General features: G+C 73.2%; 14 protein-coding genes. All 14 read right to left on the bottom strand.

Going from position 1 to position 13,847, the window contains the following annotated elements:
• Positions 1 to 3: 3 nt before the first annotated feature.
• The 14 genes from MUN78_RS05180 to MUN78_RS05115 all read right to left on the bottom strand — a co-directional run bounded on the left by MUN78_RS05180 (position 4) and on the right by MUN78_RS05115 (position 13,777).
• Positions 4 to 1,122 (bottom strand): hypothetical protein, encoded by a 1,119-nt coding sequence (locus MUN78_RS05180; RefSeq protein WP_244729261.1) that lies wholly within the window; start codon positions 1,120 to 1,122, stop codon positions 4 to 6.
• 149 nt (positions 1,123 to 1,271) lie between these two features.
• Complete coding sequence (dapF, locus tag MUN78_RS05175) at positions 1,272 to 2,153, bottom strand: diaminopimelate epimerase (RefSeq protein WP_244729259.1); 882 nt, start codon at positions 2,151 to 2,153, stop codon at positions 1,272 to 1,274.
• A complete protein-coding gene (locus tag MUN78_RS05170) occupies positions 2,150 to 2,680 on the bottom strand; it encodes a GNAT family acetyltransferase (protein WP_244729257.1) in 531 nt (176 codons plus the stop codon). Before MUN78_RS05170 ends, dapF begins: the two co-directional genes overlap by 4 nt.
• Positions 2,681 to 2,691: 11 nt before the next feature.
• Entirely contained in the window at positions 2,692 to 3,636 is a 945-nt protein-coding gene (gene miaA, locus MUN78_RS05165) for a tRNA (adenosine(37)-N6)-dimethylallyltransferase MiaA (protein ID WP_244729256.1), read from the bottom strand.
• A complete protein-coding gene (gene miaB / locus MUN78_RS05160; protein ID WP_244729254.1) occupies positions 3,636 to 5,192 on the bottom strand; it encodes a tRNA (N6-isopentenyl adenosine(37)-C2)-methylthiotransferase MiaB in 1,557 nt (518 codons plus the stop codon). Before miaB ends, miaA begins: the two co-directional genes overlap by 1 nt.
• 66 nt (positions 5,193 to 5,258) lie before the next feature.
• The gene (locus MUN78_RS05155) at positions 5,259 to 6,050 is read right to left on the bottom strand and encodes a regulatory protein RecX (protein WP_244729252.1); all 792 of its coding nucleotides are present in this window, start codon (positions 6,048 to 6,050) and stop codon (positions 5,259 to 5,261) included.
• Positions 6,051 to 6,054: 4 nt separating this feature from the next.
• Entirely contained in the window at positions 6,055 to 7,128 is a 1,074-nt protein-coding gene (gene recA / locus MUN78_RS05150; RefSeq protein WP_244729250.1) for a recombinase RecA, read from the bottom strand.
• A gap of 242 nt (positions 7,129 to 7,370) precedes the next feature.
• Positions 7,371 to 7,787 carry an NAD(+)--rifampin ADP-ribosyltransferase gene (locus MUN78_RS05145; RefSeq protein ID WP_244729248.1) on the bottom strand — a complete coding sequence of 139 codons (417 nt, stop codon included), beginning with the start codon at positions 7,785 to 7,787 and terminating at the stop codon, positions 7,371 to 7,373.
• Positions 7,788 to 7,841: 54 nt separating this feature from the next.
• Positions 7,842 to 8,063 (bottom strand): DUF3046 domain-containing protein, encoded by a 222-nt coding sequence (locus MUN78_RS05140; protein ID WP_244729246.1) that lies wholly within the window; start codon positions 8,061 to 8,063, stop codon positions 7,842 to 7,844.
• Positions 8,064 to 8,160: 97 nt separating this feature from the next.
• On the bottom strand, positions 8,161 to 8,481 hold the full coding sequence (locus MUN78_RS05135) for a helix-turn-helix domain-containing protein (RefSeq protein WP_244693461.1): 321 nt from the start codon (positions 8,479 to 8,481) through the stop codon (positions 8,161 to 8,163).
• 170 nt (positions 8,482 to 8,651) lie between these two features.
• Entirely contained in the window at positions 8,652 to 9,233 is a 582-nt protein-coding gene (locus MUN78_RS05130) for a CinA family protein (protein ID WP_244729245.1), read from the bottom strand.
• Positions 9,230 to 9,826: a CDP-diacylglycerol--glycerol-3-phosphate 3-phosphatidyltransferase gene (gene pgsA, locus MUN78_RS05125; RefSeq protein ID WP_244693459.1), complete on the bottom strand. Its 597-nt coding sequence runs from the start codon at positions 9,824 to 9,826 to the stop codon at positions 9,230 to 9,232. The genes MUN78_RS05130 and pgsA overlap by 4 nt, the downstream gene beginning before the upstream one ends.
• 77 nt (positions 9,827 to 9,903) lie before the next feature.
• Positions 9,904 to 10,866, bottom strand: a complete 963-nt coding sequence (locus tag MUN78_RS05120) for a Cif family virulence factor (protein WP_244693458.1) — start codon at positions 10,864 to 10,866, stop codon at positions 9,904 to 9,906.
• A gap of 10 nt (positions 10,867 to 10,876) precedes the next feature.
• Entirely contained in the window at positions 10,877 to 13,777 is a 2,901-nt protein-coding gene (locus MUN78_RS05115; protein WP_244729243.1) for an FtsK/SpoIIIE family DNA translocase, read from the bottom strand.
• Between the last annotated feature and the right edge of the window lie 70 nt (positions 13,778 to 13,847).

The raw sequence follows: 13,847 nt of genomic DNA, 5'->3' as shown, positions 1-13,847 counted from the left end.
AGCTCAGCCGGCGTCGCGCTCGCCGGCGTCGGCGGCCGGGTCGAAGCGGCAGAGGCCCGAGACGCCTTCGCCGTACAGCACGACTTCGAGGCCGTCCTCCAGCCCCGCCGCCGCGACGCCGGCGTGCAGCTCCTCCGCCAGCTGCTCGGCCGCAGCGCTCGCCTCGCACCATGTCGCGCGCCATCCGGGCCCGGCCTCGGCCTCCGGCGGGAGCGGCGTCGCGCGGGGGCTCCCCGGCGTGTCGCCGATGAATCGTCCCCACGCCGTCGGATCCTCGTCCCAGCGCCCGCCGGGGAGCAGCAGCACCCCGCCGATGCGCGTCGGAGACGCGTCGAGCCGGAAGGTCCACTTCGCGCCGTCCGCCGCGTCCGTGCTCGCCGCGGCGATGGCCTCCAGCACGCCGAGCGCGGCGTCGCCGAGCGCCCGGTCGTGCCGCAGGCGGAGTTCGGGGTCGGGGTCCACCGGCTTCGCCCCCTCCGGGATCACGAGCGAACGGACCTCGGCCTGCCCGTCCGCGTGCGGCTCCTGCTCGGCGACGATCGCCCGCGCGGCGGCCTCCACCTGGCCGGACACCGGCGTCCCCGTCTCCGCTGCGGGAACCCGGGAGACCAGGAAGGCGACGGGAGTCCCATCGTGCTGCCGCTCGAGCACGACCTCCTCGGGCCATTCGGCGAGCACCGTTTCGATGACGTTGCCGTAGTCGTCCGGCGGAACGCTCACGATGTCCGCGGCGAAGGAGATCCGCGTCGCGTGCGACGCGAAGCCGATCGCCGTCTGATCGTGCCGGCAGCCCGTGATGCCCGTGATCTCCTGGAGCACGCGGTCGAACCGCGCCGCGTCGGGATCCTCGAGGAAGACGACATCGACGCCGATGCAGACGGACGACCCCTGCAGGAATCCGCCGTCGCCCGGGGCGCTGCGCACCTCCTCCACCGTGCCGGCATCGCCGAGCACGGCGGCGAGCGCGTCGAGCTTCTCGTGTTCCGTGGAAGCGGCTCCCGACGATCCCTCCGCGCCGATCGGCGTGCGCCCGGAGCAGGCGACGGCCCCGAGCGCGAGCGCTCCCGCGAGCATCGCCCCGACGACGCGGGCGTACGGTCGGACCGGTGCATCGGAGCGCATGCCCCCATCGTAGAGCTACGGATCGCGGCGGCCGCGCGGAACGCACGCGACCGGGGTCCATTCGGCCGCAGAGCCCCTTGCGCGTCCTCCGCGCGGCGATCCCGCGGGGCGGGTGCGCGATCGGGACGACTCCGCGGGGCCGACCGGGATCAGGCCTCGGGCAGCTCGATCTCGCCCGAGTAGACGAGCTCCGCCGGCCCGTTCAGGGAGACGTGCTCGCCCTCCTCCGTCGGGAACATCCGCACGGCGAGCCGCCCTCCCGGCACGTCGACCCGCCAGTGGTTCGGCATGCCCTCGCCGCCCCAATGCCGGAACGCGAGCGCCGCAGCGGCGGTGCCGGTGCCGCAGGAGAGCGTCTCGCCGACGCCGCGCTCGTGCACGCGCATGCGGATCCTCGCGACGCCGTCCTTCACCAGCGGATCGGCGGGCACCACGAACTCCACGTTCGCACCGTCGGCGGGCTCCGGGTCGAGTGCGGGGCGTCGACCGAGGTCGAGCGCGTCGAGCTCCCCGTCGTGCGCGAGCGCCGCGACGATGTGGGGGTTGCCGAGGTCGATACCGAGGCCGGGCCTGGCGACGTCGAGACCGTGCGCCGCGACGAGCCGCTCCGGCGCGAGCCGCCACCGACCGAGGTCGACGGTGTAGCCGGAGACCCCGGCGAGCACGTCCTTGACGCCCGCGCGGGTGCCGATGGGGAGCGTGTCCCGGCGCTCCGGAGCGACGAGCCCCTCGGCTATGAGGTAGTGCGCGTAGACGCGGATCCCGTTGCCGCACATCTCGGCCGGCGTGCCGTCGGCGTTCCAGTAGTCCATGAACCACTCGGCCTCCGGCTCCTCCGCGAGGCTCGCCGCCCCTTCGGGGAGCGCGCGCGAGCGCACGGCGCGGATGACGCCGTCCGCGCCGATGCCGAAGCGGCGGTCGCACAGGAAGCGGATCTGCTCAGGCGTGAGCGGGCGCGTTCCTTCGGGATCGGTGTAGAGCACGAAGTCGTTGCCGGTGCCGTGGCCCTTGGTGAACGCGAGGGTGGTCATCGCCCCAGTCTACGGGGCGCTGCCGCGGGGGCGTCCCGCGGCTCGGAGGCCGGGGCATGATCCGCGATGAGCCGTCTGCCGCGCACGTGCACCTCGTCGGTGCGGTAGCCGAGGGCGTCGTACAGTCCGAGCGCATCGCCGTTGTCGCGGCGCACCATGAGCATGGCCTTCGGGCAGCCGAGGGCCAGGAGCCGCGCCTCGGCGTCGGCCACCAGGGCCCGGGCGATCCCCGCGCCCCGTCGCGCCGGGTGGACGGCGAGATAGTACATCCATCCGCGATGCCCGTCGTATCCCGCCATGACGCTGCCCACGATGGCCTCCGGAGCGGCGACGTCGCCCCTCGGCGCACCCGCCTCGGGGACGGGAGCGCGTTCCACCGCGAGGCGGAAGAGCTCGGGCTGCACCGTCAGCTTGCGGGCGATGTCGGCGCGGGGGTCGTTCCACGGTCGCGTGAGCCCGCACCGCTTCCAGAGCGCGACGACCTCCTCGGTGTCCGCCGTATCGAAGGCGCGCAGCGCGACTCCCATGCTCGTCCTCCTCACGCATCCGCACGCGCGCGCAGCAGCGCCCCGGGCAGTTCCCCGGCGGCGAGCCATTCGATGCCCGCGTAGCGTCTGAACCAGCTCACCTGGCGCCGCGCATAGCGACGGGTGAGCGCCTGCGTCTCGGCGATCGCCTCCGCCTCCGTCATGCGGCCCTCGAGCTGCGCGAGCGCCTGCGCATACCCGATCGCCCGCGAAGCGGTCGGGCCGTGGGCGATGCCGTACGGGAGGAGGCCGCGCACCTCGTCGAGGAGCCCCGCAGCCCACATCGATTCGACTCGGCGGTCGAGCCGCGGTACGAGCTCGGACCGCTCGCAGTGCACCCCGAGGAGGCGGGTCGCGCCCGGGAATCCGCCGTACCAGTGCTCGGGCGCCGCGGGCAGCTCCGTCTGGGCCTCGCCGCCGAGCAGGGCCACTTCGAGCGCCCGCACGACGCGGCGCGGATTGCGCGCATCGACCGCTGCGGCGGCGCGCGCGTCGATGCCGCGCAGCCGTTCGAGCAGCGGATCGACGCCGGCGCGCGCGGCCTCCGCCTCGAGCTCGGCCCGCAGCGCGTCGTCGCGCGGCGGGAAGCGGAAGTCGAAGAGCACGCTCGAGGCGTAGAGGCCGGATCCGCCGACGAGGATCGCGTCGGCGCCGCGGGCGTGGATGCCCGCGATGGCCCCACGGGCGCGCGGCTGGTACCAGGCCACCGTCGCCTCCTCCGCAGGGGTCAGCGCGTCGAAGAGGTGGTGCGGGATGCCCCGGCGCTCCGCGGGGGCGAGCTTCGCCGTGCCGATGTCCATGCCGCGGTAGAGCTGCATCGCGTCGGCGTTCACGATCTCGGCCCGGCGGCCCTGCGCGGCCAGCGCCTCCGCGAGGTCGAGGGAGAGGGCGGACTTGCCGGTCCCCGTCGCGCCGACCACGGCCCACAGCCGCGGGGCCGGGGCCTGCCCGGGCATCATCTCGTCCGGAGCGCCGGCAGCCCGAGGCTCACGACGCGCGGCGCGCTGCCGCTCGCCGCCGCCGGGGCGGGGACGCCGCAGCTCTCCGCCTGACGCCGATCCCACGCGTCGCCGGCGCGCGTGCGCCGCACCGCGTACCGGGGCGTCGCGGCCACGGCGGAGTCGGCGATGAGGAAGTGCGGCGCGGCGCTCGTCACCTCGACCGTGACGACATCGCCCGGTCGGGGCTCCTCGGCGCCCTCGGGGAGGGCGAAGTGGACGAGGCGGTTGTCCTCAGCCCGGCCGGAGAGCCGGCGCGTCGCGGCGTCCTTCTTGCCCTCGCCGACGGCGACGAGCACCTCGAGCGTGCGCCCGATCTGCGCGAGGTTCTCCTCGTGCGAGATCCGCTCCTGCAGGGCGAGCAGCCGCTCGTAGCGCTCCTGCACGACCGCCTTGGGCAGCTGGTCAGGCATCTCGGCCGCCGGGGTGCCCGGGCGGATCGAGTACTGGAAGGTGAACGCGCTCGAGAATCGGGACGCCTCGACGACGCGAAGGGTCTCCTGGAAGTCCTCCTCCGTCTCGCCGGGGAACCCGACGATGATGTCGGTCGTGATCGCCGCGTGCGGAATGCGCGCGCGCACGGCGTCGAGGATGCCGAGGAAGCGCTTCGAACGGTAGGAGCGCCGCATCGCCTTGAGCACGGCGTCCGACCCCGACTGCAGCGGCATGTGGAGCTGCGGCATCGCATTCGGGGTCTCGGCCATCGCGGCGATCACGTCGTCGGTGAACGCGGCGGGGTGCGGGCTCGTGAAGCGCACGCGCTCGAGGCCCTCGATCTCGCCCATGGCGCGCAGCAGCTTGCCGAAGGCCTGCCGGTCGCCGAACTCGACGCCGTAGGTGTTGACGTTCTGCCCGAGCAGCGTCACCTCGATGGCGCCGTCGTCGACGAGGGCCCGCACCTCGGCGAGGATGTCGCCCGGTCGACGGTCCTTCTCCTTGCCCCGCAGCGAGGGGACGATGCAGAAGGTGCAGGTGTTGTTGCAGCCGACCGAGATGGAGACCCAGCCGCTCGATGCCGAATCGCGCTTCGTCGGCAGCGTGGAGGGGAACACCTCGAGGGACTCGAGGATCTCGATCTGGGCCTCGGCGTTGTGTCGCGCGCGCTCGAGCAGCACGGGCAGGGAGCCCATGTTGTGCGTACCGAAGACGACGTCGACCCAGGGGGCCTTCGCGACGATCTCCCCCTGATCCTTCTGCGCGAGGCATCCCCCGACGGCGATCTGCATCCCCTCGCGCTGCCGCTTCACCCCGGCGAGCGTGCCGAGGCTGCCGTAGAGCTTCTTCGCGGCGTTCTCGCGCACGGCGCAGGTGTTGATGACGACGACGTCGGCCGCATCCGCGTCCTCCGCGGCGACGTATCCCGCGGCCTCGAGCGAGCCGGAGAGCCGCTCGGAGTCGTGCACGTTCATCTGGCACCCGAGCGTGCGCACCGTGTAGCTGCGCGGGGTGCCGTCGGGGCGGAGCGCCGCGGGCGACGGCGCGATCTCGGTGGGATCGGCGATGGCGAGACTCATGCGCCCAGTCTACCGAGCGGCCCCGGCGGCGCCGTGCGCCCGGGATCAGGCGCCGTGCGCCCGGGATCAGCTGAAGCGGACGCCGCCGGAGGGGCGACCGGCGCCGTCGAGCGCCTCGCGCGCGGCCCGCGCCGCGGGCTCGCCGGACCAGCCGCGCCGTGCAAGGAAGCCGAGGAGGCGTCGTTCGGCGGTCTGCCGGTCGAGCCCGCCGAGCTTGCGGGCCCGATCGACCGCGGTCTCCCGCAGCAGCGCGAACTCCTCGTCGACGTCGAGTGCTCCGAGCGCCTCCTCGATGACCGCGTCCGGCAGCTTCCGGCCGCGGAGCTTCACCCGGATCTGGGAGCGGCTCGCGCGCTTGGAGCTCCGCAGCTTCTCGGTGACCGCGCGGGCGAGCCCGGAATCGTCGAGGTAGTGGCTCGCGATGAACTCGTCGATGACGGTCTCGACCTCCCCGGCGTCGTGCTCGAGCCGGAGCAGTTCTTCGCGCAGCTCTCCGCTGGATCGCGCGCGGCGCGCGAGGATCCGTACGCCGTCCTCGGCGCAGCCGGCGCGCTCCGACGGGGCCTCCGTTGCGGGCTCGTCGATGGCGACCGGCGCGCGCGCGATGCTCGGCAGCTCCCCGGGTTCCGCCCCAGGGACCTCCCCGGGATCGACATCGGGCTCGGCTCCGCCGAGCTCGGGAGCGCCGCGCGCGGGGGCGCCGGAGGCGGCTCCGCCGGGCTCGGGCCCCTCGGACGCCGGGAGCCAGGAGCGCTGCGCCAGCCGCGAGCGGAGCTCGATGACCTCCGCGAGGTCGCCGCGCTCCGCCGCGCGCTCCGGTCGCGGCGCTTCGGGCGGGGGCAGGAATCGCACCGCCATGGCGCTAGGCGCTCACGCGCTGCTCGCCGTCGCCGATCGTCGCGATCGGTGCCGCGCTCTCCTCGGCGGGCTGATCGCTGCGGCCGTTCACGCCGAGCTTCGTGAGGATCTTCTCCTCGATCTCGGAGGCGATGTCGGGGTTCTGGATCAGGAAGCGGCGCGCGTTCTCCATGCCCTGGCCGAGCTGGTCCCCGTCGTAGGTGAACCAGGCCCCGCTCTTCTTGATGAGCCCCTGCTCCACGCCGTAGTCGATGAGCGAGCCCTCCCGGGAGATGCCGATGCCGTAGAGGATGTCGAACTCGGCCTGCTTGAAGGGCGGCGCCATCTTGTTCTTGACGACCTTGACCCGCGTACGGTTGCCCACGGCGTCCGTCCCGTCCTTGAGGGTCTGGATGCGTCGGATGTCGAGCCGCACGGAGGCGTAGAACTTCAGCGCCTTGCCGCCCGAGGTCGTCTCGGGGCTGCCGAAGAACACGCCGACCTTCTCGCGGAGCTGGTTGATGAAGATCGCGGTGGTCTTCGTGGCGTTGAGGCTGCCCGTGATCTTGCGCAGGGCCTGGGACATGAGGCGGGCCTGGAGGCCGACATGGCTGTCGCCCATCTCGCCGTCGATCTCGGCCTTCGGCACGAGCGCCGCGACGGAGTCGATGACGACGAGGTCGACCGATCCCGAGCGGATGAGCATGTCGGCGATCTCGAGCGCCTGCTCCCCCGTGTCGGGCTGGGCGACGAGGAGCGCGTCGATGTCGACGCCGAGCTTCTGCGCGTACTCGGGATCGAGCGCGTGCTCCGCGTCGATGAAGGCCGCGATGCCGCCCGCGCGCTGCGCGTTCGCGATCGCGTGCAGGGTGAGCGTCGTCTTGCCGGAGGACTCCGGGCCGTAGATCTCCACGATCCGGCCCCGCGGCAGACCGCCGATGCCGAGGGCGACGTCGAGCGCGACCGAGCCGGTCGGGATGACCTCGACGGGAGCGCGCTCCTGGCTGCCCATGCGCATGATGGCGCCCTTGCCGAAGTTCTTGTCGATCTGCGCGAGCGCCGCCTCGAGCGCCTTCTCGCGATCCTTGGGTGCTGCCATGTCCTGCTCCTTTAGCTGTGCGCGGCGCCGCCGCTGGGTTGCTGCCTACCGACTGTCCGGGGCGGTGGCCCCGGGACAAGGCGTTGGGCGGCTGTTGCTTCACACCCTAGGACGGGCCTCCGACATCGGGGTGGCGGAGGGCGGATCTGTGGATGATCGGGCGAACTGCCGACCTGTGGACGAAGCTAGCACGATTCGAACACATCTTCGAAGCGATGCGCGGCGTGTCTCGCTCGACGGGCTCAGTTGAGGATCTCGCCCCGCCGGTGCGCGGGCACGTCCACGAGGCGCTCCCGCCAGCCGCGCAGCGCCTCGGGCGTCAGCCGCGGCCACTCGCCGAGCTCGCGGACGACGCGCAGCGGCGCGGCGCTCCGATACGAGCGCGTGGGGTTTCCCGGGAACTTGCGATCGGTCACGTTGGGGTCGTCCTCGAACGCGCCGGTGGGCGCCACCTCGTACACGCGCGGGGTCGCCGAGCCGCCCGCCAGTTCGCCCGCGAGTTCGGCCGCGAGCCCCGCACCGTCGGGCAGCGCGGTGAAGTAGACGTGGCGCATGACCACCTCGGGGCGATAGTTCGACGGGCGGCCGGGGGTGATCAGATCGCCGGCGCGCAGCTCGGCGATCGTGCCGTGGAAGAACGGCCCCGTTTCCTCGCCCATGCGCGCCCCCTCCCGATCAGCCTGGCACACCGCGGCGCTCCGGGGAAGACCGGTTCAGTCCCGCGGATCGGGCAATCCGCGACCGTAGCGCCGCTCGGGGGGCACGTCGAGGTCCGCGCAGAGCGCCTCCCAGACGGCCCGGGCGGCGACGCCGCGCTCGAGGGCCTCCTCCGCCGTCCCGCCGAGCGCCGCCAGCCAGTGGTCGCGCAGCAGCACCCCGGCGTATTCCGCGCCGAACTCCGCGGCGCACGCTCGCCGGAACTCGCTCAGCTTCATGACGGCCGTTCCTCTCGGATCGGCGCCGCGCAGCGCGAGGCGCCCGCTCCCGCGTGCGCGGGGGCGGGCGCCTCGTGCCGCCGGCGGTCCGCGGGACTCAGGAGACGAGCTCGGGCGCGTAGCCCGAGACGAGATCCGCGGGGATCGTGTCGGGCACGCGGTCGACGATCGGGAGCGCGAGCCCCTCGACCACCGCGAGCCGCTCGCTCACCTCGCCCATGATCACGGACAGCGGCGTATCGAGCGCATCGGCGACCGCCGCGAGGATCTCGCTCGACGCTTCCTTCTGCCCGCGCTCGACCTCGCTCAGGTAGCCCAGCGCCACGCTCGCCTCGCCGGCGACCTGACGGAGCGTGCGCCCCTTCTGCAGTCGGAAGTCACGCAGCACGTCGCCGATTTCCTGACGCATCAGCACCATGTGGGTCCTCCTTCACTCGCACAACGCCCGGGTCGTGCATCCACCCTACCCGCTCTGCCGCGGGATCGCCGCTGCGGGAACCTCCGACCACGATGGTCGGTGTCACAGGAGATAACCTCGACACTACCGCGGCTATTCCTGAAACTTCGCTGAACTTGAGTCAATTGGGCTCAAGTTTGATCCGGATCGAGCGCGGCGAGCGCGAGCGCGAGCGCGGCGCGCACCGTGGCGGAGCGGATCTCCGCGCGTCCGCCGGACGTCTGGAGCCGACGCGCGCGGCGGGATCCGCCCGCGTCCACCGCGACCCAGACCGTGCCGGCGGGCTGACCGGTCTGGGGATCGGGATCGGGCCCGGCGACGCCGGTCGTCGCGACGCCGAGCCAGGCCGCTTCGGCGACCGCACCGCGATCGTCGGCTTCCCGCCCGGCGGCACCCGCCGCCGGCGCGCACGGCGGGACGGCGCAGGCGCGCCTGACGCCGGCGGCCATCTGCTCGGCCACGTCGCCGTCGACCGGGCCCCGCTCCCGCAGCAGTGCGACGTCGACGCCGAGCAGCGCGGCCTTGAGCGCCGTGTCGTAGGCGATGATGCCTCCGCTGAACACCCGGGAGGCGCCGGGGACCGTCACGATGGCGTCGGCGAGGAGCCCTCCGGTGAGGGACTCCGCGACGGCGACCCTGATGCCGAGCTCCCCCGCGCGCGCGACGAGCGCCGCGCCCAGTTCGGCCGTGGACCCCGGGTTCCCGTCGGTCATCCGCCGACCCGACCCGCACGGAGGAAGCCGAGGATGTAGTCGATCCCGCTGAGGATCGTGAGGATCACGGCGGCCGACATGGTGAGGATGTTCGCCCAGACGGCGACGGGCGCCGCCGCTCCGAGCACGCTCGCGAGCGGCAGCAGCGCGAGGGTGATCGCCACGGACTGCACCACCGTCTTGAGCTTGCCCATCCAGGCGGCCGCGACGACGACCTCGCTCGCGATCATGAGGCGATGGACGGTCACGCCGACCTCGCGCAGCAGCACCACGCCCGTGACCCACCACGGCAGCTCGGCGAGGATCGAGAGTCCGACGAGCGCCGCCCCGGTGAGGAACTTGTCGGCGATCGGATCGAGCAGCTTGCCGAGGTTCGTGATGAGCCCGCGCGAGCGCGCGAGGTGCCCGTCCCACGCGTCGGTGGCGATCGCGAGCACGAAGAAGGCCGCGGCCGCCCAGCGCAGCGGCCCGTCCGCTCCGCCGTCGGCGAGCAGCATCCACAGGAAGAACGGGGTCGCGACGATACGGGCGCCCGTGATGATGTTGGGTGCGTTCCAGTTGCTCGGTGCCGTCGCCGGTGCATCGCTGCTCATACCCTGCAGCCTACTGGAGGGCGCTCCGACGCCCCGGGGGCGCCGATGCGCGGCCGAGCCTCGGGGGCGCCGACCGCTCAGTACGGGAGGATCGACACGTCGAGCGCATCGCGAGCGGCGCCGACCTCGATCTCGGCGTCGACCGCGCGGGCGGTGCCCGATGCGGACACGCGCGCGCCCGAGTCGTCCCGCCCCGACAGCTCGACGGAGAAGCGGCCGAGATCCGCGAGCGCGCCCCATCCGTAGGCGTCGGTGAACTCCGTCGCCCGCGGAGCCTCGAGCATCTCGACCTCCGCGACGAGCTCGCTCCCCGCGGCGAGATCGGTCGCGGCCGCGTCGATCTCGATGCCGCACTCGCGCAGCGCGCTCGGTTCGGTGCGCTCGGCGCACTCCTCGTACCAGTCGTCGATCTGCCGTTGCACCTCCTCCGCGTACGCCTCGGCGGGCACGAGCCACTCCTCGGCCGAGAGGTAGGGCGAGCCGCCGGCCGTGGACACCACCGCGTTCGGGCGGAGCTCGAAGAACTCGCTGAAGGAGATGAGCGTGTAGGCGCCCGCGTAGACGGGGATCTCCCCGCCGGCGCGAGGGAAGGGTTCGGCCATGCCCCGAAAGGCCAGCACGGAGGTGAGCTCCGAGTCGGCGAGCACGGAGGTGCGCAGCCCCTCGGCGACGCGCCACTCGCCGTCGACCCGCAGCAGCTCGAGCCGTTCCCGGTGACGCTCCCCCTCGAGCGCGTAGCTGACGTCCCCGCCGGCCCGGCCGCGATCGAAGTCGACGCGGAACCCGCGCAGCTCGGCGTCGGCGATATGCTCGGCCGACGCGACGGCCTCGGGGTCGACGCCCGGGCCGAGGGGCGACACGGCGAGCGCGTCCGCGCGTTCCGCGTCGCCGGCGGCGACGGCCGCGACGTAGTCCTCGGCGACCTCGCGCACCGCGCCGCTGTTGTGCGTGCCGGCGTCCACCGCGATCGCCGCGCCGGCCCCGCCGAGCACGAGCACCGTGAGCACGGCTGTGAGCGTCCAGCCCCATCGAGCGTTCATGTCGCCTCCGTCAGTCGCGCCCGGTCAACTGCCAGGCGTCCTCGTCGCCGTCCCCGTCGACCTCCTCGAGGCCGGCCTCGTACTGCCCGATCGGGTCGTCGTAGCGATCGTCGCCGAGCGGAGCGATCACGTCCGTGGCGGACTCTCCGTCCGGCGCCGCGTCGGGCGCACCCGCCCCGACCGCGGACGCGCCCGCCGCCATCGAGGCCTGCGGAGCCGAGGCCTGCGGAGCCGCGGTCTGCGGAGCCGAGGCCTGCGGAGCCGCGAACGCCGGCCGGCTCGCGCCGGCGCCCGTGATCCGCGCGAGCACCTCCGGGAGCTGCTCCGGCGTCACGAGCACGTCGCGGGCCTTCGACCCCTCGGAGGGCCCGACGATGTCGCGCGATTCCATGAGATCCATGAGCCGCCCGGCCTTCGCGAAACCGACGCGGAGCTTGCGCTGCAGCATCGAGGTCGAGCCGAACTGCGAGGAGACCACGAGGTCGATGGCCGCGACCAGCACCTCGAGATCGTCGCCGATGTCCTCGTCGATCTCCTTCTTCTCGGCCGCCTGCGCCACATCGGCCCGGTACTCCGGCTGCGCCTGCGCCTTGACGTGGCTCACCACCTGGGCGATCTCCGTCTCGTTCACCCATGCGCCCTGCACGCGCATCGGGCTCGACTCGCCGTTGAGCAGCAGCAGGCCGTCGCCCTGACCGATGAGCCGCTCCGCGCCGACCTCGTCGAGGATGACGCGGGAGTCCGTGCCCGAGGCGACCGCGAAGGCGTAGCGGCTCGGGACGTTCGACTTGATGACGCCCGTGACCACGTTCACCGAAGGCCGCTGGGTCGCGAGCACGAGGTGGATGCCCGCCGCACGGGCGAGCTGCGTGATGCGCTGGATCGAGTCCTCGACGTCGCGCGGGGCGATGAGCATGAGGTCCGCGAGCTCGTCGACGACGACGAGCAGGTACGGGTAGGGCTTGAGCACGCGCTGACTCCCCGCGGGGAGGACGATGCTGCCGGAGCGCACGGCCTCGTTGAAGTCGTCGATGTGGCGGAAGCCGAAACTCGCCAGATCGTCGTAGCGCATGTCCATCTCCTTCACGACCCACTGCAGCGCCTCGGCCGCCTTCTTCGGGTTCGTGATGATGGGGGTGATGAGGTGCGGGACGCCCTGGTAGACGGTGAGCTCCACCCGCTTCGGGTCGACGAGCACCATGCGCACCTCCGCGGGGGTCGCCCGCATGAGGATGCTCGTGATCATCGAATTGATGAAGCTCGACTTGCCCGATCCCGTCGCGCCCGCGACGAGCAGGTGCGGCATCTTCGCGAGGTTCGCGACGACGAAGCCGCCCTTCACGTCCTTGCCGACGCCGATCGTCATCGGGTGCGGGCTGCGCTGCGCCTTGCTCGAGCGCAGCACGTCCCCGAGTGCGACGTTCTCGCGGTCCTGGTTCGGGATCTCGATGCCGATGGCGCTCTTGCCGGGGATCGGCGAGAGGATGCGCACCTCGTTGGAGGCGACGGCGTACGAGAGGTTCTTCGACAGCGCCGTGACCTTCTCGACCTTCACGCCGGGCCCGAGCTCCACCTCGTACTGGGTGACCGTCGGCCCCCGGGAGAATCCGGTGACGCGGGCGTCGACCTTGAACTCCTCGAATACGCGCGCGAGGGCGGCCATGATCTGGTCGTTCGCCTCGGTGTGCGCCCGCGGCGCGTCGCCGGCGGAGAGGGCCGACTGATCGGGCAGGCGGTACTCCGCCGTCGACCCGGGCTCGTGCGGCGGCGCGACAGCGAAGGGCGTCGTCTCGGCGGGCTCGTCGCCCGACCGCGGTTCCGCGGGGGCGGCGAAGTCGTCCCAGGAGTCGTCTCCGAGCCCCGACGCCGGGGCGGGGTCGGCCGCCTGCACCGCGGCTTCGGCCTGATCGAGCTCGTCGAAGAGCTCCGCGGGGAACGCGTTCGTCGCGGCGGGCGCGTCGGGCGCGAGGGCCGACTCGAAGGCGCCCTCCGCCCGGGACTCCGGCTCCCCCGCGCCGAGGGCCGCGTCGAGCGCCGAGGCGTCGCCGGCGTAGGCCGGATCCTCCTCGCGCCCCGAGGCGTTGCGGCGCCACCAGGGCAGCGCCCCGCCGTCGCCCTCCTGCTCCTCGAGGTCGAAGAGCGTGTCGTCCGACGCGGCGCGCCCGCGTCGCTTGCGGGCGGGTTCCGGAGCCTCCTCCGGCGCCTCCGCCGCGACCCCGAAGAGGAAGTCGTAGGCCTCCCGCAGTCGGCGGGCGATGCGCGACGGCGGCGTCTTCGTCACGATGAGCACGGCGAAGAGAAGCAGGAGCGAGAGCACCGGCGTCGCGACCCAGAGCGTGAGCGCGCCGAGCGGGGCGCCCACCATCCAGCCCAGCAGACCGCCGGCCTCGGCGAGCGCCGGCATGCCCTCCTGCGGGTTCGGCCGACCGCCGTAGAGATGCGTCAGCCCCGAGACCCCCGCGACCGCGAGGAAGAGCCCGATCGCGATGCGCCGGTTGTCGTTCACGCTCGAGGGATGGTTGAAGAGCCAGAGCGCGAAGCCCGCCATGATGATCGGCAGGCCGAAGGCGACCCGCCCGAAGAGCCCGCCGAAGGTCCAGGCGTCCAGCTGCGCGGCCACGGGCTGCCCGATGAGGAACCACTCCACCACGGCGCCGGCGACGGCGAGCAGCACGAGCAGCAGCGGGATCCCGTCTCGGCGGTCCTCAGGCGCGAGCGGCTCGAGCCGGAAGGCGCGGGCCGCGCCGCCGACGGCGTGCGCGAGGCCGTTCCAGGCGCGCACCACGACCCCGTCCTGGGGCTCCGGTTCGGCGAGCACCCGCGTCTTCGCGGAGGTCCGGGTGCTCGCCGCGCGGGAGCCCCGCCCGGCGGGCTTGCCCGATTTTTCGCGCGACGACGTCTTGCTAGCCATGGGACCAGGGTACGTTCAGCCGCCGACAATGGCGAACAGGCGCTCCGGGCGGTCCCGAAAACCCCGCACG

The organism is Leucobacter allii, assembly GCF_022919155.1.
Taxonomy (GTDB): domain Bacteria; phylum Actinomycetota; class Actinomycetes; order Actinomycetales; family Microbacteriaceae; genus Leucobacter; species Leucobacter allii.
The sequence above is the reverse complement of the archived record's forward strand: the minus strand, read 5'-3'. Positions and strand labels throughout refer to the sequence as shown.

What these genes read in the sequence shown, in the direction of transcription:
- MUN78_RS05180 (WP_244729261.1), bottom strand. Translation starts at nt 1,122, where the DNA reads ATGCGCTCCGATGCACCGGTCCGACCGTACGCCCGCGTCGTCGGGGCG.
- dapF (WP_244729259.1), bottom strand. Translation starts at nt 2,153, where the DNA reads ATGACCACCCTCGCGTTCACCAAGGGCCACGGCACCGGCAACGACTTC.
- MUN78_RS05170 (WP_244729257.1), bottom strand. Translation starts at nt 2,680, where the DNA reads ATGGGAGTCGCGCTGCGCGCCTTCGATACGGCGGACACCGAGGAGGTC.
- miaA (WP_244729256.1), bottom strand. Translation starts at nt 3,636, where the DNA reads ATGCCCGGGCAGGCCCCGGCCCCGCGGCTGTGGGCCGTGGTCGGCGCG.
- miaB (WP_244729254.1), bottom strand. Translation starts at nt 5,192, where the DNA reads ATGAGTCTCGCCATCGCCGATCCCACCGAGATCGCGCCGTCGCCCGCG.
- MUN78_RS05155 (WP_244729252.1), bottom strand. Translation starts at nt 6,050, where the DNA reads ATGGCGGTGCGATTCCTGCCCCCGCCCGAAGCGCCGCGACCGGAGCGC.
- recA (WP_244729250.1), bottom strand. Translation starts at nt 7,128, where the DNA reads ATGGCAGCACCCAAGGATCGCGAGAAGGCGCTCGAGGCGGCGCTCGCG.
- MUN78_RS05145 (WP_244729248.1), bottom strand. Translation starts at nt 7,787, where the DNA reads ATGGGCGAGGAAACGGGGCCGTTCTTCCACGGCACGATCGCCGAGCTG.
- MUN78_RS05140 (WP_244729246.1), bottom strand. Translation starts at nt 8,063, where the DNA reads ATGAAGCTGAGCGAGTTCCGGCGAGCGTGCGCCGCGGAGTTCGGCGCG.
- MUN78_RS05135 (WP_244693461.1), bottom strand. Translation starts at nt 8,481, where the DNA reads ATGGTGCTGATGCGTCAGGAAATCGGCGACGTGCTGCGTGACTTCCGA.
- MUN78_RS05130 (WP_244729245.1), bottom strand. Translation starts at nt 9,233, where the DNA reads ATGACCGACGGGAACCCGGGGTCCACGGCCGAACTGGGCGCGGCGCTC.
- pgsA (WP_244693459.1), bottom strand. Translation starts at nt 9,826, where the DNA reads ATGAGCAGCGATGCACCGGCGACGGCACCGAGCAACTGGAACGCACCC.
- MUN78_RS05120 (WP_244693458.1), bottom strand. Translation starts at nt 10,866, where the DNA reads ATGAACGCTCGATGGGGCTGGACGCTCACAGCCGTGCTCACGGTGCTC.
- MUN78_RS05115 (WP_244729243.1), bottom strand. Translation starts at nt 13,777, where the DNA reads ATGGCTAGCAAGACGTCGTCGCGCGAAAAATCGGGCAAGCCCGCCGGG.